Origin of the sequence: Glutamicibacter sp. BW77, assembly GCF_002332285.1 — a bacterium.
Taxonomy (GTDB): Bacteria; Actinomycetota; Actinomycetes; order Actinomycetales; family Micrococcaceae; genus Glutamicibacter; species Glutamicibacter bergerei.
Genome location: NZ_NRGT01000080.1, coordinates 1 through 23,403 on the forward strand (window position 1 = coordinate 1; position 23,403 = coordinate 23,403).

21 protein-coding genes and 1 pseudogene are annotated in these 23,403 nt (G+C 56.4%); 11 read left to right on the forward strand and 11 right to left on the reverse strand.

The window, feature by feature from the left end; all coding sequences use genetic code 11:
* Positions 1 to 35: 35 nt before the first annotated feature.
* From CIK74_RS16425 to CIK74_RS16455, 7 genes and pseudogenes are all read left to right on the forward strand, one after another.
* A pseudogene (locus CIK74_RS16425) lies at positions 36 to 281 on the forward strand (IS3 family transposase); the annotation flags it as partial.
* 81 nt (positions 282 to 362) lie between these two features.
* Positions 363 to 1,118, forward strand: a complete 756-nt coding sequence (locus CIK74_RS16430; RefSeq protein ID WP_096257390.1) for a DUF4303 domain-containing protein — start codon at positions 363 to 365, stop codon at positions 1,116 to 1,118.
* 102 nt (positions 1,119 to 1,220) lie between these two features.
* On the forward strand, positions 1,221 to 2,891 hold the full coding sequence (gene purH, locus CIK74_RS16435) for a bifunctional phosphoribosylaminoimidazolecarboxamide formyltransferase/IMP cyclohydrolase (RefSeq protein WP_170947922.1): 1,671 nt from the start codon (positions 1,221 to 1,223) through the stop codon (positions 2,889 to 2,891).
* Positions 2,892 to 3,015: 124 nt separating this feature from the next.
* Positions 3,016 to 4,119, forward strand: a complete 1,104-nt coding sequence (locus CIK74_RS16440) for a GTP-binding protein (RefSeq protein ID WP_096257394.1) — start codon at positions 3,016 to 3,018, stop codon at positions 4,117 to 4,119.
* Positions 4,116 to 4,238: a type B 50S ribosomal protein L36 gene (gene ykgO, locus CIK74_RS16445; RefSeq protein ID WP_096257395.1), complete on the forward strand. Its 123-nt coding sequence runs from the start codon at positions 4,116 to 4,118 to the stop codon at positions 4,236 to 4,238. Before CIK74_RS16440 ends, ykgO begins: the two co-directional genes overlap by 4 nt.
* A 246-nt stretch (positions 4,239 to 4,484) precedes the next feature.
* The gene (locus CIK74_RS16450) at positions 4,485 to 5,702 is read left to right on the forward strand and encodes an NRAMP family divalent metal transporter (protein ID WP_096257435.1); all 1,218 of its coding nucleotides are present in this window, start codon (positions 4,485 to 4,487) and stop codon (positions 5,700 to 5,702) included.
* Between the two features lie 29 nt (positions 5,703 to 5,731).
* Positions 5,732 to 6,538: a putative hydro-lyase gene (locus tag CIK74_RS16455; protein WP_096257397.1), complete on the forward strand. Its 807-nt coding sequence runs from the start codon at positions 5,732 to 5,734 to the stop codon at positions 6,536 to 6,538.
* Between the two features lie 78 nt (positions 6,539 to 6,616).
* Here the strand turns inward: CIK74_RS16455 and CIK74_RS16460 are convergent, their stop codons facing one another.
* The 8 genes from CIK74_RS16460 to CIK74_RS16495 form a co-directional block, all read right to left on the reverse strand.
* Positions 6,617 to 7,627: an adenosine deaminase gene (locus CIK74_RS16460; RefSeq protein ID WP_096257399.1), complete on the reverse strand. Its 1,011-nt coding sequence runs from the start codon at positions 7,625 to 7,627 to the stop codon at positions 6,617 to 6,619.
* A 224-nt stretch (positions 7,628 to 7,851) separates the two neighbouring features.
* Entirely contained in the window at positions 7,852 to 8,289 is a 438-nt protein-coding gene (locus CIK74_RS16465; RefSeq protein ID WP_096257400.1) for a Clp protease N-terminal domain-containing protein, read from the reverse strand.
* 62 nt (positions 8,290 to 8,351) lie between these two features.
* Positions 8,352 to 8,795, reverse strand: coding sequence for an HD domain-containing protein (locus CIK74_RS16470; RefSeq protein ID WP_096257402.1), 444 nt, complete (start codon positions 8,793 to 8,795; stop codon positions 8,352 to 8,354).
* A gap of 7 nt (positions 8,796 to 8,802) precedes the next feature.
* A complete protein-coding gene (locus CIK74_RS16475; protein WP_240520572.1) occupies positions 8,803 to 9,483 on the reverse strand; it encodes a GntR family transcriptional regulator in 681 nt (226 codons plus the stop codon).
* 47 nt (positions 9,484 to 9,530) lie between these two features.
* A complete protein-coding gene (locus tag CIK74_RS16480; protein WP_096257406.1) occupies positions 9,531 to 11,267 on the reverse strand; it encodes a biotin carboxylase N-terminal domain-containing protein in 1,737 nt (578 codons plus the stop codon).
* Between the two features lie 2 nt (positions 11,268 to 11,269).
* Entirely contained in the window at positions 11,270 to 12,874 is a 1,605-nt protein-coding gene (locus CIK74_RS16485; RefSeq protein WP_096257408.1) for a carboxyltransferase domain-containing protein, read from the reverse strand.
* The gene (locus CIK74_RS16490; RefSeq protein ID WP_096257410.1) at positions 12,871 to 13,629 is read right to left on the reverse strand and encodes a 5-oxoprolinase subunit PxpA; all 759 of its coding nucleotides are present in this window, start codon (positions 13,627 to 13,629) and stop codon (positions 12,871 to 12,873) included. Before CIK74_RS16490 ends, CIK74_RS16485 begins: the two co-directional genes overlap by 4 nt.
* A 192-nt stretch (positions 13,630 to 13,821) precedes the next feature.
* The gene (locus tag CIK74_RS16495; protein ID WP_240520573.1) at positions 13,822 to 15,279 is read right to left on the reverse strand and encodes an MDR family MFS transporter; all 1,458 of its coding nucleotides are present in this window, start codon (positions 15,277 to 15,279) and stop codon (positions 13,822 to 13,824) included.
* Positions 15,280 to 15,431: 152 nt separating this feature from the next.
* On the opposite strand from CIK74_RS16495, the gene CIK74_RS16500 reads away from it, so the two are divergent.
* From CIK74_RS16500 to CIK74_RS16510, 3 genes are all read left to right on the forward strand, one after another.
* Positions 15,432 to 16,031, forward strand: a complete 600-nt coding sequence (locus CIK74_RS16500) for a TetR/AcrR family transcriptional regulator (protein ID WP_096257412.1) — start codon at positions 15,432 to 15,434, stop codon at positions 16,029 to 16,031.
* A 216-nt stretch (positions 16,032 to 16,247) separates the two neighbouring features.
* Positions 16,248 to 18,470, forward strand: a complete 2,223-nt coding sequence (locus tag CIK74_RS16505; RefSeq protein WP_096257414.1) for an NADP-dependent isocitrate dehydrogenase — start codon at positions 16,248 to 16,250, stop codon at positions 18,468 to 18,470.
* 186 nt (positions 18,471 to 18,656) lie between these two features.
* Positions 18,657 to 19,268 carry a maleylpyruvate isomerase family mycothiol-dependent enzyme gene (locus tag CIK74_RS16510; RefSeq protein ID WP_096257416.1) on the forward strand — a complete coding sequence of 204 codons (612 nt, stop codon included), beginning with the start codon at positions 18,657 to 18,659 and terminating at the stop codon, positions 19,266 to 19,268.
* Between the two features lie 35 nt (positions 19,269 to 19,303).
* Here the strand turns inward: CIK74_RS16510 and dgt are convergent, their stop codons facing one another.
* On the reverse strand, positions 19,304 to 20,836 hold the full coding sequence (dgt, locus tag CIK74_RS16515) for a dGTP triphosphohydrolase (RefSeq protein WP_096257418.1): 1,533 nt from the start codon (positions 20,834 to 20,836) through the stop codon (positions 19,304 to 19,306).
* 62 nt (positions 20,837 to 20,898) lie between these two features.
* A complete protein-coding gene (locus CIK74_RS16520) occupies positions 20,899 to 21,834 on the reverse strand; it encodes a 2-hydroxyacid dehydrogenase (protein ID WP_170947923.1) in 936 nt (311 codons plus the stop codon).
* A gap of 180 nt (positions 21,835 to 22,014) precedes the next feature.
* Here CIK74_RS16520 and CIK74_RS16525 point away from each other — a divergent pair, with 180 nt between their 5' ends.
* Positions 22,015 to 22,224, forward strand: a complete 210-nt coding sequence (locus CIK74_RS16525) for a hypothetical protein (RefSeq protein WP_096257421.1) — start codon at positions 22,015 to 22,017, stop codon at positions 22,222 to 22,224.
* Between the two features lie 142 nt (positions 22,225 to 22,366).
* Here CIK74_RS16525 and CIK74_RS18960 read toward each other — a convergent pair whose 3' ends face one another.
* Entirely contained in the window at positions 22,367 to 23,311 is a 945-nt protein-coding gene (locus CIK74_RS18960; RefSeq protein WP_205738299.1) for a hypothetical protein, read from the reverse strand.
* Positions 23,312 to 23,403: the final 92 nt, after the last annotated feature.

The window sequence follows — 23,403 nt, forward strand, 5'->3', positions numbered from 1 at the left end:
GCTATTTTTTAGCCGGTTAAGCGTACGACAATGCGGCTGCCGAAACGGTCATGGGATTATTCAAGAATGAAGCCGTGGCCAAGGGTTCTCCCTTCCGCAGTGGTGCGTTGAAGACCGAATCAGATGTCGTTGAGGTCGTCTTCGACTGGGTCTTTTGGTACAACAATGATCGCTTGCATTCCTCGCTGGATCACCAAACTCCCGAGGAATTTGAGCGTGCCTACTATGATGAAATGACAGGCTCGTTACCCGACGCTGCCGCACATAAGACGGCGGCATGATTTCCGGGACGGTTCATTACGCTTATTCCGTAGCTTCGTCAAGACCTGTTATGACAAGGCATATGGGAGTATTCTCTGGTCATGGGAGTAGATTGGACCGCTCTCGAAGAGGCAATACGGGTGGCTGCCCTCCGACACGCGGCAGAAGTGATTGCTGAGCACCCGGAGCAGAATTTTTATGCCATCGCCCTGCATGGGGTCAGCACCACAGAGAGTGAAAATATCTCCATGCCGTTGCTGGCGCTTAATTCTGTGGAAGCACTCGAGCGGGACCGACAAAGCGAGTCGCGAGAGCTTCTCGTGGAGCGCGGCGAAGACCTCGATGAGGATGCCGACTACGAGGACCGATCGGATGCGCAAAGCGAGGAACAACTGCGCGGTGAAGGACTCATAGATTCCGATAACGAGCAGGATGATGAGTCCGCACAATCAGCAGACGATAGTGAAGAAGACACTGAAGACCTTGACCAGGTCTTAGAAGCTATCGAAGCGGATCTCGAAGCCGACGACAACGACAGTTTCTACTCGGATAAGTGGGAGCCAAGCGATTGGCACTGGTCTTCCATTGAATTATGCCAAGATCCTGCGGCACAAATCTGGTCTGATGCAATGACCGAGCAAGCCACGCAAGAGGGATGGGAAAATACGATCAAACGTTATTATCACACCCTCGTCGCGGTAGCTCATTCGATTCGTGAAGAGTTGAATGAACGCACCAAGGTGGATCTGGTTGCCTACGTTGCCGATGATGATCATGCAGAAAAACTCCTAGAACTCTGTCTGACCCCACAACAACTTGATGAGCATTTTCCGCAGCTAGAACAGCCAGTTCAATAGCCCCGACATGAACTGCTCAGTCTTTAGCTTCCGGCGCTAGAATAGGTGCGGCGGTCTATGGCCGCCCGCCCCTTTTCATCTCACCGCCGGGAGAGCATTTTCGTGAGTAAGACCGTCTTGGACCGTGTAGCTATTCGCCGCGCGTTGATTTCCGTGTATGACAAGACTGGGCTGGAGGAACTGGCCGCTGGGTTGCATAAAGCTGGCGTGCAGTTGGTCTCCACCGGTTCGACCGCGAAGAAGATCGCGGCGGCAGGAATTCCAGTCACCGAAGTAGAGCAGGTTACCGGCTCCCCGGAAATGCTCGATGGCCGGGTGAAGACCTTGCACCCACGCATCCATGGTGGCATTCTTGCCGACCGCCGCGTGAGCGAGCACATGGACACCCTGTCCTCCATGGACATCGACCAGATCGACCTAGTCGTGGTGAACCTCTACCCCTTCGTGCAGACCGTCGCCTCGGGCGCCAGCCAGGACGAAGTGGTTGAGCAGATCGATATTGGCGGTCCAGCTATGGTCCGCTCGGCTGCAAAGAATCACGCAGCAGTGTCCATCGTGGTTGATCCATCGTTCTACTCACAGGTCGTCGAGGCCGCTGCAGAGGGTGGCTTCGATCTGAAGACCCGTCAGCGTCTCGCCGCTAAGGCTTACGCACACACCGCAGCCTACGACACCGCAGTGGCATCATGGACCGCCAGCCAGTTCTTGGATGAAGACGGCGACGGCGTGATCGATTGGCCAGCTTACTCCGGTGTTGCCTTGCAGCGCGCCGAGGTGCTGCGCTACGGCGAAAACCCACACCAGCAGGCAGCCTTGTATGTTGATGAGGCAGCTCCTGCCGGCATCGCACAGGCTGACCAGTTGCACGGCAAGCCGATGAGCTACAACAACTATGTGGATGCCGATGCGGCATTGCGTGCGGCTTTTGATTTTGAGCAGCCAGCGGTAGCGGTCATCAAGCACGCGAACCCTTGTGGTGTCGCGGTAGCTTCCCCAGATGCCGTAGATCCAATTGCTGACGCGCACGCCAAGGCACATGCCACCGACCCGGTTTCGGCCTTTGGTGGCGTTATCGCCGCCAACCGCACCGTCACCAAGGCGATGGCAGAAACGGTTAAGGGCATCTTCACCGAGGTTGTTATCGCACCTAACTTCGAGCCAGAAGCCGTGGAAATCCTTTCGGCTAAGAAAAACATCCGCCTGCTGGCCCTGCCAGAAGGTTATGCACGTAATGCCAATGAATTCCGTCAGGTTTCCGGTGGCATGCTGGTACAAGCTGGGGATCAGATCACCGCAGCCGGTGACGACGTGGCTAACTGGACTCTTGCAGCCGGCGCGGCAGCGGATGAAAAAACTTTGGCAGACTTGGCCTTTGCTTGGCGTGCGGTGCGCGCAGCGAAGTCCAACGCAATTCTGATTGCTAAGGACGGCGCAGCCGTTGGTATTGGTATGGGCCAGGTCAACCGCGTGGATTCGTGCAAGCTTGCGGTCGAGCGTGCTAACACCCTCGGGGTGAAAGTTGAATCAGGTGCAGATGCAGCCGGCGGCGCAGAAAACGTCGACGGCGCACAGTCTGAGCAGCGCAGTCAGGGAGCCGTCGCGGCTTCGGATGCGTTCTTCCCATTCGCTGACGGTCTGCAGATTCTCTTGGATGCCGGTGTTACGGCAGTCGTGCAGCCAGGTGGATCGGTTCGCGACGAGGAAGTAGTTGCCGCCGCTAACGCGGCCGGCATCACCATGTACTTCACCGGGGCACGCCACTTCTTCCACTAAGAGGTTCCCCGCGGCACGGGCCGCTCAAGTTATCGGTAGACGATGACTTGAGCGGCCCGTCGTCTTTTAACACAGGTTACGCATTACTAATATTGAGAATCATTCTCATGTAAGCTCTAGTGCTATGAAGCTTATTTTTGTCTCATCCTTAGAAGTTCACTGCCGTGATGCAGCGGTCCAGCGCCTGCTGAGCGAGTACCCCCAGGCGCTGGTGATCAGCCACGATCTCCTCGAGGGAAATCGTGTACTGCGCCGGGTGGAAGGAAACACCAACGCCAGTGAACGCGCAGAATCCGTGCTCGAACATGGATGCGTCGGTTGCGCGGTCCGGTTTGAAATCCTTCCGACCCTATTGCGCCTGTTGCCCCAGAACGAGGATGCGGTAATCATTCAGTCGTTGCCGGCGACTTGGCATAGTGATCAAGTTTTGGACATCGTGAGCACCGAGCTCGAAGGGCGTGGCGTTGCGATCGACCAAGTTGCTCTGGCTCTGGATCCCGCCGCCGTGGAAGACCAGTTCTGGGACCGCAGGAACCTGTGGGAGTCGGGATTTAATGCCATGGCCAATGATGAGCGCACTGCCGGAGAGTTCCTGATCCGCGAAATTGCGCTGGCTGACAGCCTGTTGTTCGTCGAAGGGTTGAGTGTTGCACTACTAGGCGAATCCGCCGGGCACTTGAATTCTTCCGGCGAGCAATTCAGGCGTGGAATGAAGCTAATACGTGATTTGGCACCGCACGCCACGCTCACCTCCGCGCAGGGCAAGGTCGCGTTGGGTGCCTATGACCGTGACGACGCGCTTCGCAGATCCCGCCCCGGCCACTTTCAGCACGGCTCTGGCGCCACGGATGTGGGTGGTACAAAGATCCTCATCAAGGTTGAACGGCCGCTAGATGCCGATCGGTTCCGTGAGGTACTGCCGGATCTTGCAGCTACGTGCATGTGTATTCGAGGGACGCTCTGGATGGCCAGTTGTCCCGGTGTGAGCGTGGCCCTCACTGGGGCCGGACCTCGAATCTGGCTGGAATCAACCGGCGCCTGGGAAGGCGATATTGCCTGCACCCACCTTGAGCTGACTGGTTCGGAGCACTGCGAAGCCGAGGTGAGGGCGCTGCTGGAGCCTTGTGAACTCAGCGATAGGCAGCTCTTGGCTCTGCATGGTGCTTCGGGTGCATTGGATCCAGGGCAGCAACAGCACAATGAATGGAAGCGAGGTGAAAATGAATGAAAGCTAGGAATTCGATCCGGGCGCTGAAAAAGATGCCCGGTGCTCAAGTGGTCCGCCGCCGCGGCAGGATATTTGTGATCAATAAGAAGAATCCACGGATGAAGGCTCGCCAGGGCTAAATCCATCCGGGAAACACCTCGGTTCTCGAAAGCCAGAAAATGTGCTTTTGCGTGCCGAGGTGTCGTTTTTAAACGATTCTTGTGCGATTGTTTTTGGTATGTAGGTTCTGGTCAGACGGGTGCTTCGAGTTGCCCGGAATAAGATTGTTCAACAACCCCTTGCGTAGATTGTTCAACAACCTGTAATGTACTACTCATCACTCGCGAAGGTGAGCGCAATCACCACCGATAGTTATGGATGGAACCATGGCAAATTCAGAGATCAAGCCGCAGATGAGCTCCAAAGCTCGGCGGACCGCCCTTATGGGGGCAATGTTCCTCATGGCCACAAGCGCCATTGGGCCGGGTTTCATCACCCAGACGTCGGAATTCACGGTCAAGCTCGGCGCGTCCTTCGCCTTCGCGATTGTCATTTCGATTTTGGTTGATATTGCAGTCCAGCTCAACGTCTGGCGTGTTATTGGCGTCTCCGGAATGCGTGCCCAAGAACTGGGCAATAAGGTACTTCCAGGCGTTGGATGGTTCCTCGCAGCACTCGTCTTTGTCGGCGGTGTGGTCTTCAACATCGGAAATATCGCCGGAACCGGCCTTGGGCTGAACGCGATGCTGGGCGTTGACGCGAAAATCGGTGGAGCAATCTCGGCGCTTATCGCCATTCTCGTCTTCTTGTCTAAAAAAGCCGGGATGGCACTGGACCGGATTGTAGTGCTCCTCGGAGCGTTGATGATTCTCTTGATGCTTTACGTAGCAATCGTTGCCGCGCCACCTGTTGGTGAAGCATTGAAGAACACCGTGATGCCTGAAAATATTGACTTCTTGGTCATCACCACGCTGATCGGTGGCACCGTGGGCGGTTATATTACATACGCCGGAGCGCACCGCATGATCGATTCGGGCACCTCCGGTGTTGAGCACGTCAAAGCAGTCAGCCGCACCTCGGTAGTCAGTATCATCATCACCGGCGTCATGCGAGTTCTGCTGTTCCTCGCGATCTTCGGCGTAGTCGCCGGTGGTGTCGCATTGACCAGTGATAACAAAGCAGCAGAGGCATTCGGAGCAGCTGCCGGAGAAATCGGCATACGGACTTTCGGCGTGATCCTCTGGTCTGCTGCGCTGACATCAGTTATCGGTGCCGCATATACGTCGGTATCCTTCGTCACCAAGTCCACGACCAACGAACGCACTCGCAACCTGATCACTGTCGCATTCATTGCAGTCTGCGCGGTAATCTACCTGTTCCTCGGACAGGCTCCACAGACCCTGCTGATCTTCGCCGGGGCTTTCAACGGACTGATCCTGCCCGTCGGATTTGCGGTTCTCCTCTGGGTTGCCTGGCGTCGCCGCGACCTTCTGGACAACTACAAATACCCGGCATGGCTACTGATCATCGGTGCATTGACTTGGGTGCTGACCATCTATCTTGGGTGGATGTCACTAACCGGCCTAGCCAAGCTCTGGGTCTAAAAACCAACTAACTCGGAGAGGCAGACATCATGAAACTCGAACAACCAGAACGCAGCACACGAGCAGGACTGACACCTAAGGAAGCGCGTGAGCTATTCCGAGCGGGTCTGAGCGTACCAACAGCTGGCTACAGTGCCGGCTACGCACAAGCTAACCTGATCATCGTTCCGAAAGACCTGGCATTTGATGTCCTCCTCTTCGCCCAGCGCAATCCCAAATCATGCCCCATTCTGGGAGTACTTGAAGCAGGGCAGACCAGTAATGAACTACTGGTTGACGGAGATATCCGCACCGACCTGCCCAAGTACACGGTCTATGAAAACGGCGAGAAGATTGCCGAACCGACAGATCTCACCGAATACTGGCGGGATGATCTGGTGACATTCATTGTCGGGTGCTCCTTCACTTTCGAAGCAGCCCTGATCGAAAATGGCATCAGTATTGCGCACATCGACCACGGCACTAACGTGCCTATGTATAAGTCGAGCATCCGCAGCGCTTCGGCCGGGAGCCTCACCGGGCCGATGGTGGTTTCAATGCGTCCGATTCCGGCCGCTCAGGTGGCCGACGCAGTGCGCATTACCTCCCGCTATCCAGCGGTTCATGGGGCCCCAGTTCACGTGGGAAACCCCGAAGAAATCGGCATCACAGATCTGGGAAAACCAGACTTCGGCGATGCCCCCCTTATGCCGGACGGAGCGATTCCAGTTTTCTGGGCATGCGGCGTGTCCCCACAGGCCGCTGTCATGGAATCCCGTCCTACGCTGGCGATCGGACATGCCCCCGGGCATATGCTAATCACCGACGCCAGGGACTCGCAATATCAGGTGCCGTAACCCCAAGTACTAGCAACGGATTGAGTCCAGTGCCGCGATTCCGCCCCCAAGGAATCGCGGCACTTCTAATTTGAACGCTTAGTCTCTGCGCGTGGTATCCAATTGCAGAGCCAACCAAGCATCCACTTCAGCTAAACGTGACTTCCTTGCAGCCTCATCAAGAAATGAGCCTTCAAAGGAGTTGCGGGCCAGCGTAGCCAGATCGTTGACAGTCAGGCCGAACTGTTCGGTCACCGCAGAAATATTGGCATCTAGATACCCACCAAAGTAGGCCGGGTCATCGGAGTGCAAGGAAACTTTCAAACCAGCTTCGAGCATCTGCGGCAACGGGTGATCGGCCAGAGTGTCTACCGCACGCAAACGCACATTAGAAAATGGGCATACAGTCAGTGGCATCTGCTCTTTGACTAAGCGAGACACCAGCTCAGGATCGTCCATGCAACGGATACCATGGTCGACACGCTCAACCTTCAACAGGTCTAGCGCTTGGCGGATGTAATCGGCTGGGCCTTCTTCGCCGGCATGAGCCACTACATGGAGTCCGTGCTCGCGTGCGTAGCTGAAGACCTCTTCGAAGAGCTCTGGCGGGAATCCCAGCTCGGAGGAGTCCAAGCCGATCCCGTCGATGGCATGGTTTTCGGTGACAATCATTTTCAGGATTTCCATGGCTGAAGCAGCCGGAGCATGACGCCAGAAGCAGGCGATAAGTTTATGGGTCACACCCCATCGTTGCTCGGCCTCTTCGAGCCCAGCGCGTATCCCGGAAATGACCTCGGACAGCGACAGGCCGCGTTCGGTGTGTGCCTGCGGATCAAAAAATAGTTCCACATGCCGCACCCCGGAAGCGTGCGCGCGGTTCAGGTACGCGGTCGTGATTTCTTTGAAATCTTCGCTTGTGCGTAGTACTGCCATATTGGCGTAGAAAAGATCGAGGAACGACTGCAGGTTGTTGAATTCGTAGTGTGCGCGTAGTTCTTCGACGGACTCATAGGGCAGGTCTATCCCATTCTTGGAAGCCAAAGCGAAAATAGTCTCCGGTTCCAGAGATCCTTCCAAATGGATATGTAATTCAGCAAGGGGCAATATCACGAAGGTTCCTTCCAAGGAATCACAATTTTGAATACCTGGGTCTGATGCGTTTTGGATGCGATGAATTATTGGCACAAGATGGCAACGCTTCGAGGAGAGAAACGAATCGAAGTCCCCATCAGTCTATTTTAACGATACCCGTGTGATTGATCAGGACCAGCGGCATTATCATGCGGTGCTCCTCACCGTCTCAGAGAGAAACCGTGGACTTGAAGAGGCCTATTTTAGACTCCTGACAGGATCATAATGATTCGCTGACGTAATTGATGTGGATTTACGCCAAGGTCTTTAAGGCATTGGAATGCCAGTCCTTCACCCGCGCGGAGCAATGCCAAAAGTAGATGCTCGGTATCTACTAGTTCATGACCTAGCCCCTTGGCTTCGCGTAGCGAAAGTCGAAGGAGCTTTTTGGCATGCACGGTTAGCCGGACTTCGTCGCCCGGTTCAAGTGAACTGGCCTTAGGCACTGTTTGTAGCTGGGCGAGGATCACGTCAAGGGAAATGTCGAGGGCCCGTAGGGCTTGCGCGGCTACTCCGTGCCCTTCGCGGTGCAAAGCTACCAGTAGATGCTCGGTGCCTAGATGGTCCTCGTTGCGAGCAATGGCCGCTTGCTGAGCCAATATGAGTACCAAGCGTGCCCGTTCAGTGAACTTCTCAAACATGTCGTCACGTCCTCTAGGACTCCATGCTCTGATGCTATACGCATTTTGAAGCGAATAGCTGACTAAAGTGCAAGGAGTGAACGTACATAGCTGTACTTTTTCGCCAACCGTTCACGGGTCGCTTCGGCTAATAGTGCGGTGCGTTCAGGGGAAGTATTATCGGCAAGATCTGCATGCTTGACGAGTAGTCCTATGGGATTTGAACGGACCCGCGCACAGTAGTCCTCGATGCTTTCGCCTTGACGTTTAGTCACTGAATCGACCGCCATAACGACGTCCTGAGAGATTCCCGCGGCCAAGAGATCCGAAGCAGTGAACTCGCAGTCTTCGATCACGTCATGAAGCCATGCCGCAGCAACAGCAGTGTCGGTACCGCCCTGCTCGTGAACCGTCGCTGCCACGCGAGCGGGATGAGTAATATAATCTGCTCCGGACTTGTCTACTTGGCCGCGATGGGCACGGCGAGCAATAGCTTCAGCGATGACGGGCAATGAAGAATCAGTCATGGTGCTCCTAGCGGGGTTGCGAGGACTCGTAGTGTTCTAGGAGTTCGGTCTCAGCGGTATTCAAATAAAGCTGCAGGGTATCGGCCGCTTCCATCCGTTGACCGGAACTAAGCAGGTCAACCAAGGCACTGTTTCGTGAGACGTAGTGTGAATGAAAGTCAGGGGCATCGCTCATCGCATGGAACACCAGCCGCATTTTTGCCAGTACCCGGCTCATTAATTCGAGCAGGTGAACGCTTCCGGTAGCACGCACTATAGTTTCGTGGAATTGCTGATTGGCGTCTGCCATGAGGGCAATATTTTCGGCTTCAGCGGCGGCACGGGCCTGCTCAATGATCCGCGATAGCTCATCAACATCTAGCTCTGGGCCCCAAGCTAACGCGGCGGGTTCGATAGTTCGACGAACCGCGTAGATTTCCCTGATATCCGCTGCGTCTGGGGAAGCGACGAAGACCCCGCGATTCGGAATGCGCGAAATAATCAGGTCACTATCTAAGAGTGTGAATCCTTCGCGCAACGTATTGCGCGAGACTCCCAGCGCGCTGGACAACGCTTGTTCGGAGAGCTTAGAACCTGGAAGTAATCGCCCTTCGGCGATTTCTTGGCGCAAGGTCGAGGCCACCCAAGTGCTGGTGTGCGCATGGGTGGACCCGTCGCCTAACGGAATTGAAGTGTAAATCTCGCTCACGTTCATTCCCCTAATTTAGTTCAGCGTCTCGGCAAACCTCGCATTGACTAAGAGATAGTTCCCATCACATCGCCACGAAGCACGCTTTGTCCGGGGCTGAGATCTGCGGAAGTGAAGATGCCATCGCGGTGGGCGGTCACCGGGGATTCCATCTTCATAGCTTCTAAGACGGCCACGGTTTGTCCTTTGCTCACCGACTCGCCATCCTGTGCTGAGAATGAGACCAAATTACCGGCCATAGGGGACACGATGGAACCCTCATCGGTGTCGGCACCCTGCACGGCTGCTGAATCCGCCGAGGTTGATCCGCCGTGACGGATTGCATTGACCAAGGCAACGGGCAAGCCAAGAGCCATGGCCTTGCCATCAAGGTCAATGGTTAGTACCTCGCGTTCCGCACCGGCCTCGGTGGTAGCAATTTCATCGCTATTAGCCAGTTCATCAGCGAACTCTGATTCAATCCACGTCGTGTAGACGCCAAAACGTTGTTCGGCGACGAAATCCGGATGCTTAGACACTGCACGGTGGAACGGTAGAACCGTAGGAACCCCCTCAATGGTGAACTCTGCCAACGCCACCTGGGCACGACGTAAGGCCTGTTCGCGGGTAGCGCCGTGAACAATCAGCTTGGCCATTAGCGAGTCGTACTGGCCAGGGATCACTGAGTTGCTGCGCACTCCGGCGTCCACGCGGATGCCGGAGCCGGTAGGCGCCTCGAACCGGGTGATGGTGCCAGGCCCTGGCAAGAAACCACGAGCGGGATCTTCGGCATTGATACGAAACTCGAAAGCATGACCCACCGGGGTAGGGTCTTCGAATACCGAGAGTTCCTTACCATCCGCAATACGGAACTGTTCGATGACTAGGTCCAGACCGGAGGTCTCTTCGCTGACCGGGTGCTCAACTTGCAATCGAGTATTGACCTCAAGGAATGAGATGAGGCCATCGGGGGCTACTAAGTATTCAACGGTACCTGCGCCCACATAACTGGCTTCACGGCAGATCCGCTTGGCTGACTCGTGGATTTCGCTGCGCTGCTCATCGGAGAGGAACGGTGCAGGGGCTTCTTCCACTAACTTTTGGTGACGACGCTGCAGGGAGCAATCGCGGGTACCCACCACAATGACATTGCCATGGGTATCTGCAAGAACCTGAGCTTCCACGTGACGTGGCTTGTCAAGGAAGCGCTCCACAAAGCATTCACCCCGACCGAACGCGACGGTGGCTTCACGGACCGCAGATTCGAAAGAATCTTCTATGTCTTCCATGGTGTGCGCGACCTTCAGGCCACGTCCGCCACCACCGAAGGCTGCCTTGATGGCAACAGGTACTCCATACTTTTCGGCAAAGGCTCGAACCTCACCAGCGTTAGCTGCTGGGGCATCGGTGCCGGGCACCAAGGGAGCGCCGGCACGAACCGCGATTTCACGCGCGGTGACCTTATTGCCCAAAAGCTCAATGGCTTGTGGTGACGGGCCAATCCAAGTCATTCCGGCGTCGATGACTGCACGAGCAAAGTCGGCGTTTTCGGAAAGGAAACCATAACCTGGGTGAACCGCATCCGCACCGGCGCGCTGGGCAATGGCGATGATCTTGGAAATATCCAAGTACGTTTCGGCACTCGAAGACCCTTCAAGGGAATATGCTTCATCGGCGCGACGCACATGCAATGCGTCGGCGTCCGGATCAGAGTAGATGGCAACCGATTTTAGGTTGGCGTCGGAGGCGGCGCGGGCGATACGAACAGCGATTTCGCCGCGGTTGGCGATCAAGACCTTTTTCATGCCTAGTTTCCTTCGGTGCTTGGAGCGGATTCGGAAAGTTCAAAACGGATATGGCTACCCGGCGGTAGTTGTGCGGCAACAGATAAGTCTTCGGCGATCACGGTAGCAATGACCGGGTAACCTCCGGTGACCGGATGGTCGGCGAGGAATAAGACCGGCAATCCGGATGGTGGGACCTGTAGCGAGCCCAGAGCTACACCCTCACTGGAAAGTTCTCCAGTGCGGACTCGTTCCAGGGCGCTTGCTTCACCTTCCACGCCTAAGCGCACTCCGATGCGGTTCGATTCACTAGTAACCAACCACTGCTGATTGAGCAGTTTCTCCACACCCACCGGGCCAAACCAGTCATCTCTAGGCCCCACGCTGACGCGTAAGACGAAGCACCCATCGGTGTCTTGAATCGGTAAGGTACTAGGCTCGCGCTCTCCGACTACTTGGAGATTCTCTGGTGGTGCAACCGGCAGGAAAGTTCCTGTAGTCAATGGGGCAGGACCAACACCGGAGAGTGTGTCGGTAGCTAAAGAACCGAGAATTTTCGGCAGTTGGATGGTGCCGCGTACCGAGATGTAGCTGCGTAAACCGTTACCTGTAGGTGCTAAATCCAAGCGCTCGCCGTTCAACAGCGCGAATGGTGCGTCCATATAGGCTTCACGTTCGGTGCGGACGAGATCCTCGGGTGCTGGAGTGATGCTCAGTTTAGCTTCCGCGCCGCTGACCGCTAGGACTTGATCTCCATGGGCTTGCAAGCTCATACGGCCAGTCAAATTTTCAATACACGCTTGGTTGGGGGTATTCCCGACCAGCCTGTTTGCCTGATACAGCGAGGTTGTATCTGCGGCGCCACTGGCAGGTACGCCAAGCGCACCAAAGCCGTAGCGGCCGGCGTCTTGTAGCAAACTTTGCAAACCGGAATCGAGCACTTCGAGTCCATCGCCACGAGGCGCGTCGGTGACTTGGGCGGTGGGTGTTTCGGTGTGGACATTCAAGGCGTGGCGCGAGGCCACAAACTGCACCCGATCCTGTGGACGGATAAGGGCTGGGTTCTCCCGGTCCAAATCCCACAGCGCCGAGTCGGTGTGGCCTAGCAGCTGCCAACCTCCGGGGGATTGGCGCGGGTATACCGCGGAGTATTCTCCAGCCAGCGCGACCGAACCGGTGGGTACCGAGGTACGTGGCGTTTCACGGCGAGGCACTTCCAGTACCTTATTTTCACCGAGCAGATAAGCGAAGCCAGGAGCGAAGCCACCAAAAGCGGCCCGCCACTGCTGGCCGGTGTGCGCATTGACCACGGCCTGCGTGCTCAAACCGGTGAGCTGAGCGACGGTATCGAGGTCTTCGCCGTCATAGTAGACCTCGATAGTGACAAGTTTTCCGGAAGCCACAGCTGCCGTGTTGAGCTTCAGCTGGGGCAGATGTTTGACGGCGACTCGAGCATGCTCGCTGGTTTTGAACTTCACCATGACCGTTTGGGCTGCAGCCAAAACATCGCGTTGGCCAGGTAGCGGCTGGGCTTGTAGGAATGCGTCGAGAGCTAGGACCGATTCTAGGTCTTCTAACTCGACAAGGACATCATGGCTTCCGGCGGCAAATACATTGGTAATGCTCATACGAAGCTCTTGATCTGCACTCCGGCGGATTCTAGCCCGGCGCGCACCGCCGCGGCCATGGCTACGGATCCGGCGGTATCTCCGTGAACGCAGATGGATTCGGCCGGCATCTGGATAACCGATCCGTCGATGGCTTTGAGCGTGCCCTCACTTGCCAGACGAATCATATTTTCGGTCACCTGGGCACTGTCATGGAGCACCGCATTGGCTTCGCGACGAGAAACCAAGGTGCCGTCGGGGTTGTAATTACGGTCCGCAAAAGCTTCGGCTACTGGGCGCAATCCGGCGTGTTCTGCCTTCGCTAACGCCACCGAACCAGGAAGTAAGAGCACCGGGAGATCTTCGCCAAAGGCCTTAATTGCATCGATGACGGCCTGGGCATGAACCTCATGATGAACAATCGTGTTGTACAACGCCCCATGGGGTTTGACGTATTTGATATTGGAACCTGCTGCGCGCGCCAGGGCCTGGAGCGCCCCGAGCTGGTAGAGCACATCGTCTGCTAGCTCGGTGGCCGAGCAGTCTAGGAAGCGACGGCCGAATCCGGCCAAATCCCGGTAACCGACGTGAGCGCCAATGGTGACTCCCGCGCTGACCGCGTCACGACAGGTCTGCGCGATACCGCTTGGATCGCCTGCGTGGAAACCACAGGCCACATTAGCCGAGGAGACCGAGGTGAAGATTGCTGCATCATCACCCATGGCCCAGTTGCCAAAGGACTCGCCTACATCAGAATTAAGGTCGATATACGTCATCTGTGATCCCCGTCTCTCCACGTCGTTTATCTAAGCATGCACCAAAAACGCATATTGTTCAACAATCTTTCTTGGCTTCGCGCAGAATATTAATGCGTAGCCAGGTGAAGGTAATTATTAAACGCAGCAGGGGTCCGCAGCCACTGGCTGCGGACCCCTGCTTAGCGATTCAACCGAAGTTGCTAGCCCACATTAGGCGCGCTTTTCGACCTTGATGAAGAACGAGAGCACCACGCCGATTGTGCCCAACAATGCGCCCACGATAAAGGCGGCATGCGCACCGGTGAAGAGCGACTGCGCCAGGTCGGAGCCCTGCGCGAGATCTTTGTTGGACAGCACTGACATCACGGTGATGAAGATCGTGGTGCCGATGGCGCCGCCGAGTTGCTGACCGGTGCTGAAGATCGCCGAACCGTGTCCGTAAAGGCGGGGATTGACCGAGGCCATAGCCGAGGACATCAAACCGGTCATCAGCAATGCCAGACCGATCGAGAAGATGACGTGGCAGATCATGAACATCCACAGTTCGGTTTCGGTGGTGACCGTGACGTACATCCACTGGCCCAAGGCCAGCATGATGGCGCCGGGGATCAAGACTGGGCGAGGGCCGTGCTTGTCGTAAATGCGGCCGAAAATTGGTGAAACGATGGCCTGTGCGAGACCGCCTGGCAATAACATCATGCCAATGGCTAGAGCGCTAATGCCCTTGCCTGATTCGAGAATGATGGGAACCATCATGATCGTGCCGAGCAATGTGCCGAAGGCAATCATGATCAGCACGATTGCAAAGGTGAAGTTGCGCGAGGCGAAGGGGGTGAGGTTCAGTAGTTCCTTCCCCTCGCGGGTCAAGCGAATCTGACGCTTGATGAACAGTGCCAAGGAGGCCAGGCCGACAACAAAGGTTGCCACGGTCAAGCCCATATTTTCGCTGGCCTTTTCAATGCTGGCGATGCCGTAGACCAGCAAACCAAAGGCGAGCGCGGAAAGGATCACCGAGAAAATATCGACCGGAAGCTTGCGTGCGTTTGATGGAAGCTTGATGAAAATAATGCCCAAGATTAAGGTGATCACTGCCAACGGAGCCATCAGTACGAAGATGTAGTGCCATCCCCACGCGTGAACAATTGCGCCGGAGACGGTCGGGCCAACGGCAGGACCGACTGAGATCACGATGGAGTTCAGGCCCATGACCATGCCGCGCTTGTGCACCGGGACTAAGGACAAGGTGGTAGTCATCAACAATGGCAAGACGATAGCGGTGCCAACGGCCTGAATGATTCGAGCGAGCAGCAAGAAAGCGAAACTCGGGGCGAAAATTGCAATCAATGTGCCGACCAAGAAGCTGGACAGCGCGAAGACGAACAACGAACGACTGCTGAAGCGCTGCAGTAGGAAGCCGGTGGTCGGGATAACTACGGACATTGTCACGAGGAATCCTGTGGTGAGCCACTGCCCGGCCGAAGCCGAAATATCCATATCCGCCATAATGGCTGGGAGAGCCACCGTCAGGACAGTTTCGTTCATAATCATCAAGAACGCGGCTAGCGCCAGTGCTCCGATGATTCCGGTGAGCTGCTTAGTGGGCAGTACCGGATTTTTGGGTCGTGAAGGCGCGGTTTCGGCCTTGATTTCGGTGCGCTCAGGAGCCACGGATTCCTCTTTCTAGAATTGTTCAACTTTCAAATTCTGTCACAAGGTGACACAATTTCGTAAGCGAAACTGGCAGAGTGTGACAGAAAACAACTCTGCGCTGGAGGGTCGTAGGATGATGACTAGAGGCAGAACAACAAGTAGGAAATTTAATGGGAATTCGTGACGATCATAAAGCCGCTACCAAGCAGGCTATTCAGGCAGCGACCCTAGATCTCATTGAATCTTTGGGGCTTGAGGCAACTACCGTGGCGCGAATTGCCGAACGCGCGGGAATCTCCGAGCGTACATTTTTCCGTTACTTCGATTCGAAAGAATCGGCCATCGTCCCGGGCCAAAGCGATCTCATCGCCGCGCTCGCCGGAGCTGAAATTGTGGCAGGAAAATCCTCCTCTGAAATTTTCCATGCACTGCTTGAAGTGTGTCGAATGCATTTCAGTGTCGAGGTTCGTCACCATGAAATCCGACGGATCTCCCGGCTCATGCGTCAAGACCCCAAATTGCTGGTGATCGCCACGCGCCGCGAGCAAGAACTAGTCGTTTCACTGAGTCAGTCATTGATCGAACGCGAAGTGCTAGACGTGATGCAGGCGATGCTGGTCGCTGAATTGGTGGCAACTGCTTGGCGTGTTGCGTGGCAGTGTTTTGCGTATGAAGAAGCTGCTGGGCTGACCTCAACGCCAGCTGAACTTTTCGAGAAGGCAATCATTAGTCTCTCGCAGATAGCGTCGATAGATTCCCGTGGGGCCTAAACCTTCTCGTTTGCACATTGAGTTACTGCTCATTAACTTAAGTGTGACAAAGTGCTCGGGCACTATTCATCGCGGTATTTCAGGGAAAAAGCGTGAAATTTAGCTATAAAGTAAACGCCCAAAAGTGTGGTGCAGGACAAAATCAGGTAAGTTGAGAACGTTGAGTTTAGGGCGGATAGCCCGCTTCCGCACGACGTTCAGGGAGACGCCACACTTATGGCCAAGATTATTTACACCCACACCGACGAAGCCCCGATGCTGGCAACGCACTCGTTCCTGCCGATCGTGGAGGCCTTCGCGTCAACCGCCGGTGTTGAACTTGAGACCCGCGACATTTCGCTGGCAGGGCGCATCATCGCCACTTTCCCGGATTATGTCACCGAAGAACAGCGCATCGCCGATGCACTGAGCGAGCTTGGCGACCTAGCCAAGACCCCGGAAGCAAACATCATCAAGCTTCCAAACATCTCGGCATCGATCCCACAGCTCAAGGCTGCCATCACCGAACTGCAGGCAGCTGGCTACGCATTGCCAGATTACCCGGAGAACCCATCCTCGGATGAGGACACCGATGTCCGAGCACGTTACGACAAGCTCAAGGGCTCTGCCGTGAACCCAGTGCTACGTGAAGGTAACTCGGATCGCCGCGCACCATTGAGCGTGAAGAACTACGCACGCAAGTACCCACACTCCATGGGTGCCTGGGCCTCGGACTCAAAGACCAACGTTGCCACCATGGCAGCCGATGACTTCGCCTCCAATGAGAAGTCCATCGTCATCGACAAGGACAAGTCCATCTCCATCCGCTTCGTTGGCGAAGACGGAGCGGTTAAAGTTCTGAAGAAGCCATTCAAGGTTCTTGAAGGCGAAGTTATCGACGGTACCGTCATGCACGTCGCTGCACTGACCGAGTTCCTGAAGAACGCAGTAGCCCGTGCGAAGGAAGACGGTGTGCTCTTCTCGGCTCACCTGAAGGCCACCATGATGAAGGTTTCGGACCCAATCATCTTCGGTCACGTCGTCAAGGCGTACTTCTCCGAGCTGTTCGCTACCTACGGTGACGAGCTAAAGGCCGCGGGTCTGAACCCAAACAACGGCCTAGCTGCCATCCTCGGCGGACTAGATGAACTCTCTGATGACGTTCGCGCCGGGGTGGAGAAGCTGATCGCTAAGGGTCTGGAAGAAGGCCCCGCCGTTGCCATGGTCGATTCCGACAAGGGCATCACCAACCTGCACGTTCCATCGGATGTCATCGTTGACGCTTCGATGCCAGCAATGATCCGCCTCGGCGGAAAAATGTGGGGCCCAGACGGTAAGGAAGCCGAAACCTTGGCCGTCCTGCCGGACTCGTCCTACTCGGGCGTATACCAGGCGGTTATCGATGATTGCCGTGCAAATGGCGCCTACGATCCAACCACCATGGGCACCGTACCAAACGTGGGCCTGATGGCTCAGAAGGCCGAAGAATACGGTTCCCACGACAAGACCTTCGAGCTGGCTGCCGACGGCCACGTGCAGATCTTGGACGAGAACGACACCGTGCTGATCGAACACCAGGTCTTCGCCGGCGACATCTGGCGTGCCTGCCAGGCCAAGGATGTTGCCATCCGTGACTGGGTCAAGCTTGCTGTAAACCGTGCCCGCGCCTCGCAGACCCCAGCGGTCTTCTGGTTGGATGAGAAGCGCGCACACGACGCCGTGCTGATCACCAAGGTCAACGAGTACCTCAAGGAATACGACACCGATGGCCTGACCATCGAAATCCTGAATCCGATCGAGGCTACCAAGTACACCATCGAGCGTATCCGCAAGGGCGAGGACACCATCTCGGTGACCGGTAACGTGCTTCGCGACTACCTGACCGACCTGTTCCCAATTCTGGAACTGGGTACCTCGGCCAAGATGCTTTCGATCGTCCCACTGCTTGCCGGTGGTGGACTGTTCGAGACCGGCGCCGGTGGTTCGGCTCCAAAGCATGTGCAGCAGCTGGTGAACGAAAACCACCTGCGCTGGGATTCACTGGGTGAATTCATGGCTCTGGGTGCTTCCTTCGAACACCTGGCCAACACCACTGACAACGCTCGCGCACAGATTCTGGCAGATACCTTGGATGCCGCAACCGGCACCTTCCTGCTGGAAGACAAGTCGCCTAAGCGTAAGGTTGGCGAGTTGGACAACCGTGGCAGCCACTTCTACCTAGCTAAGTTCTGGGCCGAAGAGCTTTCCAAGCAGGACAAGGATGCTGCGCTTGCGCAGGCCTTCTCCGCTGTAGCCAAGGCACTGGACGAGAATGAGGAAGCCATCGTTTCCGAGCTGGCCCAGGTCCAGGGCAAGGCAGTGGATATCGCTGGTTACTACCGTCCGGACGAGGCAAAGACCGCGGCCATCATGCGTCCAAGCGCTACCTTGAACAAGGCTCTGGAATTGCTGACCAAGTAGTCTCAAGCTAGTCAACGAGGGCCGCGTAACTACCGATTGGTAGTTACGCGGCCTTCGTCGTTAACATTTGCAAATCACTTGGGCCACCCGTTCAATGTCATTTTGTTGAGAGCTTATCCGTGTAGTCAGCCAATGCGCGCAGAGCCTGATGTTGTCTCTGGTCGGCCGAACTGGAAGACTCAATTTATGAGTCAGATCTGGGAACTAGTACATGCCGAACGCAAAGCACTGATCAAGGATCTCGCCGAACTGAGCGAGGAACAATGGGCCACACCGTCCTTATGCGCCGGCTGGACGGTTCAAGATGTTGCCGCGCATCTGATTGATAACGCGCGCACTACAACGCCTCGACTTGCGATAGCCATGGCAAAAGCCCGCTTTGATTTTGACCAACAGAACGCAAACGGTGTCGCCGCAGAAAAAGGCGCGAGCGCCCAGGAGACCCTCGCAGCACTCCGCGAAGTGGCCGAACGACGCAGCGGGCCACCGGCCCCACTCGCCAGCCGCTTGGTAGAAGAAATCGCGCACGGCGAAGACATCCGGCGTCCGCTGGGAATTGAACGCAACTACCCGCCACAGTCAGTGCAACTAGCCATTAGCTACCAGACGCGCACGAGCAAAGCCTTCGGTGGCGCAAAAGAGTTGGCGCGCCGGGTCACCTTGGTCGCCGAGGATGACAACTTCAACCTTGGCACTGGGATGGAAATTAGGGGCCCGCTGATTGAACTGTTGATGCTGGTTACCGGGCGTGAGGAACGAAGAGGTTCTATACACGGCCCCGGCGTCGCCTTTATCTGATCCTTAGGTCCAAACATCCGAGGAGCCGCGCGGGCTTAAAGCCCGCGGCCGGCCTCCCACAAATTATCTGCCGTACCCGCCAACAGGGCGTTCAACGAGACCGCCTGCGCATCGGTAAACGAGGCAATGTAATCCACGATCGCGCGGGCCTGGCCTAAGCGCTGCACCTCATTCGGGCCGGCCTGCAAGAACAGCTCGGGGGAGTGCGCGCGCAACTGCCGGTATTCCTCGGTGGCGGCCTGAACGGAGTCCAGAAGGCGGCGCGGCGCACGCGCCGCATCATCGGGGTCATTAAGCCATGAGTTAAATCCTTCGGCCAAGGACTTGATGATGCGAGTCTGCCCGCGCTGGTACACGGCTAAGTCCGAGCGATCCAAGACGAAGCGCGAGTGCACAAACTTCAGCACGCCCACATCATGCCACGCCTCCTTGGTGAGCCGCACATGTCCGCTGCGGATCGTTGGCGTACGTTCCACGGTCACCGATTCTTGCAACCGGTCGATCCACCGGCGGGTAAATGCGGTCACGGCGCGGTCAGCTTCTAACCCTCCATCGTAAGGAACCGCCAGCAGCCCCTCAACCAGGTCATGTCCTACACGCTGCACCGAGTCACGGAAAGCATCCGCGTCGGCAATCCATGGATCCTTGGCGAAGGCGCGACGCCAGGTCATTTCCAGTGCATGGCCCGGCTTGCGCTGGTCCAGATCTGCTTGGCGCAAGGCGGCCAACTGTTCGGTCTGCTCCAGCCAGGTCCGGAATTCGGCGGACACCGTGGTGTACTGCAAAATTCCCGCGCGGTAAAAATCATCCAGATCATGAACCGCGTAGGCGATGTCATCGGCGATATCCATGACCGAACTTTCAACGGTCTGCTGGTACTTGGCGACGGCGGGGAACACCGAGAGCACGTCACGCATCTCGGCGGCTTCAATATCGTAGGCAGAATACTTGATGGCGCCTGCCGCTGGATCGGGACCCACCCCGCGGGGAAGCAACTCCGAGGAAATCGGTGCCATGGTGCGCCACTCGTTTCGCGTCCAAGGATATTTCAGCACCGCGGCACGCACCGCACGGGTCAGATTCATCCCACGCGCCGTAGCACCACAACTATCCAGCGCGGTCAAAATACGGAAGGTTTGCGCGTTGCCCTCAAAACCGTCGGGCAACCCCAAAATGTTGCGGGCCACCCGGTCCAGTTCTTGTTCGCCCAAATGTCCGAAAGGAGGGTGGCCCAAATCGTGGGCGGCAGCCGCCGCCTGGACGACGACCGGATCGCAACCGCCTAGTTCCGCGACAAGGTTGCGGGTCTCCTCGTCTGCGGTGCGCAACCGGATGGCGATGCTGCGTGCCACGGCGGAAACCTTCAATGAGTGAGTCAGCCGGTTATGCACCGTGGTGCCCGAGCCGGCCTGCGGAATAACCTGGGTGACCGCGGAGAGGCGTGAAAAGTACGGGGAAAAGCGGATGCGTTCGATATCGATGCGGAAATCGTCCTCGTCGGTACGATTCTGCTCGATGATTGCGCGTTCTCGGCCGCCGGTGTCATGAGTTTTCTGCCTGATATCCATCGTAGGAACTAGCCTAAGTCATGCACCCCAAACGAGCAGGTAAAACCGGTGATTGGGAGTTTCTAATTCGCCGGACCAACCACACGCACCAGATGAAGTGGTTCCTGCCCGACGGCCAAGCGCTTGACCTGTTCCACGGCCAAGTTCATCGCAAGATCGATGAACTTCGACGTATTTCCAGCTATATGCGGGGTGATCAAGCAATTTGGTGCCGTCCACAAGGGGTGTGCTTCGGGTAGCGGTTCCGGGTCGGTGACATCCAGCGCCGCGCACAGTCTTTCTGACTGGAGCTCGAAGAGCAGTGCCTCGGTGTCGACCACGGGTCCGCGTCCGACATTCACCAGCAGGGATCGATCTGGCATGCTCGCTAAAAATTTATCATCGACGATTCCGCGCGTGGACGGGGCGTCTGGCAGGGCCACGATCACGAGCTGCGCTTGTGGCAGAAGATCTGGCATCTCATCGATCCCATGGACCTGTGTGCCGTCGTCGAGCTGCCGAGCACTGCTGGCTACCGCGAACACCTCCTTGGGTTTGAAGGGCAGAAGGCGTTGGTAGATCTCTTGTCCAACCCCGCCAAATCCCAACAATAAAACGGTGGCTCCGTGCAGAGTGCCACCCCACAGCGGATTCCAAACTTGCTTTTGTTGTTGAACTCCTGCTGCGGGAAGCTCGCGCAGAGAAGCCAACACCAGAGCCAGCGTGTGCTCAGCAGTGGCATCTTCTACCGCACCGCGGGAATTGCTCAAACTAACGTCGGGAGTCAGATGTTCCAGAACCCATTCGTACCCGAGGGAGAGCAGATGCACGTGGCGCAATCCCGGAATTCGAGAGACCCGAGCGCGCCGTTCGACCAACAACGGACGTTCGGTAATCAGCACATCTGCTTCCGGGGCTTCCTCGACCGAGTCGTTGAGGTGCCAGTAGATCGGAGTGACGCCGGGTACGTCGAGTTTCGCCAAGAGCCGGCCATTGGGGACGAGCACGCGTAAAGTCAAAGGGTTCCTCCCGTATGGATCGCACCGGTGCCGTAGTTGTCCGGGGTGAGCCTCAAAGTTCATTCTGCGCATCTTTGCCCCGCCGTGCAAGTGCCCAGTCCTAGTGTGAAGCACGAGTTGATTAGGCGAATCGGTCGCTTCATGAGGACAATCTGATTATCAAGATGTTAGAGTTTAGGCATGTCGCAGCCTGTAGAAAACGTGAAAATGTCCGGAAAAACTCAGGCGAATACCAGCTCGTCGATCTTCATGTATTTGGGATGCACAGTGATGGTTCTCGGCCTCGCCAGCCTCATCTTGGGCGGTGGAATCACCGGTGGACTGGTACTTCTTTCCGGCGCTGTGCTCTATGTGGGAACCACTATCACCGAGGCAATACGCACCAAATAGCAACGCCGACCGTGTGGCACATCGTGGCCGGGGGAGCGGCTCAGTCGCCGCAGGTACTCGCACCGACCAACTAAAACACAGATCCGGAAGTGTCATCCCAGCCTTGCCGTTCTGATTGGCCCTGCAGGTAGTTCTGCGATCTTTATCTTGTGATATCTCCTGCGGAATCTTCCATAACCTGTGAGAGCATCGATTCGACGATTTTCAAATCTTCGCTCGGCTTCCGAACGATCTTGCCGCGCTTGTTGCTGAAGTTCTTAAAATCAATGATGACAAGCTTCAAATTGTGCTCCGGGATGAGTTCTGCTTTACGGGCATCGTAGATCCTGCGCTGGTCGCCGCGTCGCCGTCCGCTCGCCGTCATCTTGTCGTCGAAAAATGGCACCGATTCGGTGTGCTGCCTTTCGTGATATTCCACGACTATTCCGAGTTCAGCCCAATAACCGTCCACCGGAAGTGGCTTAACTTTTCCGTTCGTTATCGATGGGTCGCCGACCAGCCAGGGGAACGTTTGCTGGCCTGTCCGCTTTGCCGCCAGCACCTGATCGCAGAGCTCGAGCACGTAGTGCTCGTCGCTGTCGGCACGTTTACTGGGCTTGGGTGCCGGCAGATGCTTCGGTGGCTCGGGCACACGCCGCGTGCTTCCCCACCCCAGCTCCCAGCCGAGTGAATCGTCGAAGTAATCGGCATAGGCAACGGGGAGATCAGCCAGGCTATGAACTTGGGACAAAAGCATCGCGTACCAGTTGGTGTATTGCTGGTTTCCGCTCTCTTGACCCGTACTGCGCTGCAGCGAGGGCATCGCCTCAAGAATTGCTTCCGCAACGCTCACATGGCTGACGTCTTCGGGAAATTGGACGTCATTATTGAAAACGTTTTGGCCAGCCGTGGAGTACAGGCAGCGCTCTTCCGCGTTATAGGGGTCGCCGAACTCATCCTCGAAATTCCATTCCGTGACGTTGAAAATAACAATCCGCCAGGCCGTACCTGAGGCATTGATTCCGGGCAAAATACGCAGAGCGTAGTAGCCCAAACGGTGCAGCAGCCCAACGGCTTCAAGTATTCGCAGAGGAAGCTGAGAGTCCAATTGACATCCTTCGATCGAGGTTCTAATAAATGCTGACATGTCCTACCGACGGTTGGGGCCAACGCCGTTCGCGCAAGGACTCATCGGCGCTA

Bases quoted from the DNA above. Each gene is read 5' to 3' on its own strand.
- CIK74_RS16505 (WP_096257414.1), top strand. From the start codon at position 16,248: ATGGCCAAGATTATTTACACCCACACCGACGAAGCCCCGATGCTGGCA.
- CIK74_RS16525 (WP_096257421.1), top strand. From the start codon at position 22,015: ATGTCGCAGCCTGTAGAAAACGTGAAAATGTCCGGAAAAACTCAGGCG.
- CIK74_RS16490 (WP_096257410.1), bottom strand. From the start codon at position 13,629: ATGACGTATATCGACCTTAATTCTGATGTAGGCGAGTCCTTTGGCAAC.
- CIK74_RS16465 (WP_096257400.1), bottom strand. From the start codon at position 8,289: ATGTTTGAGAAGTTCACTGAACGGGCACGCTTGGTACTCATATTGGCT.
- CIK74_RS16470 (WP_096257402.1), bottom strand. From the start codon at position 8,795: ATGACTGATTCTTCATTGCCCGTCATCGCTGAAGCTATTGCTCGCCGT.
- dgt (WP_096257418.1), bottom strand. From the start codon at position 20,836: ATGGATATCAGGCAGAAAACTCATGACACCGGCGGCCGAGAACGCGCA.
- CIK74_RS16510 (WP_096257416.1), top strand. From the start codon at position 18,657: ATGAGTCAGATCTGGGAACTAGTACATGCCGAACGCAAAGCACTGATC.
- CIK74_RS16450 (WP_096257435.1), top strand. From the start codon at position 4,485: ATGGCAAATTCAGAGATCAAGCCGCAGATGAGCTCCAAAGCTCGGCGG.
- CIK74_RS16485 (WP_096257408.1), bottom strand. From the start codon at position 12,874: ATGAGCATTACCAATGTATTTGCCGCCGGAAGCCATGATGTCCTTGTC.
- ykgO (WP_096257395.1), top strand. From the start codon at position 4,116: ATGAAAGCTAGGAATTCGATCCGGGCGCTGAAAAAGATGCCCGGTGCT.
- CIK74_RS16430 (WP_096257390.1), top strand. From the start codon at position 363: ATGGGAGTAGATTGGACCGCTCTCGAAGAGGCAATACGGGTGGCTGCC.
- CIK74_RS16480 (WP_096257406.1), bottom strand. From the start codon at position 11,267: ATGAAAAAGGTCTTGATCGCCAACCGCGGCGAAATCGCTGTTCGTATC.
- CIK74_RS16455 (WP_096257397.1), top strand. From the start codon at position 5,732: ATGAAACTCGAACAACCAGAACGCAGCACACGAGCAGGACTGACACCT.
- CIK74_RS16440 (WP_096257394.1), top strand. From the start codon at position 3,016: ATGAAGCTTATTTTTGTCTCATCCTTAGAAGTTCACTGCCGTGATGCA.
- CIK74_RS16500 (WP_096257412.1), top strand. From the start codon at position 15,432: ATGGGAATTCGTGACGATCATAAAGCCGCTACCAAGCAGGCTATTCAG.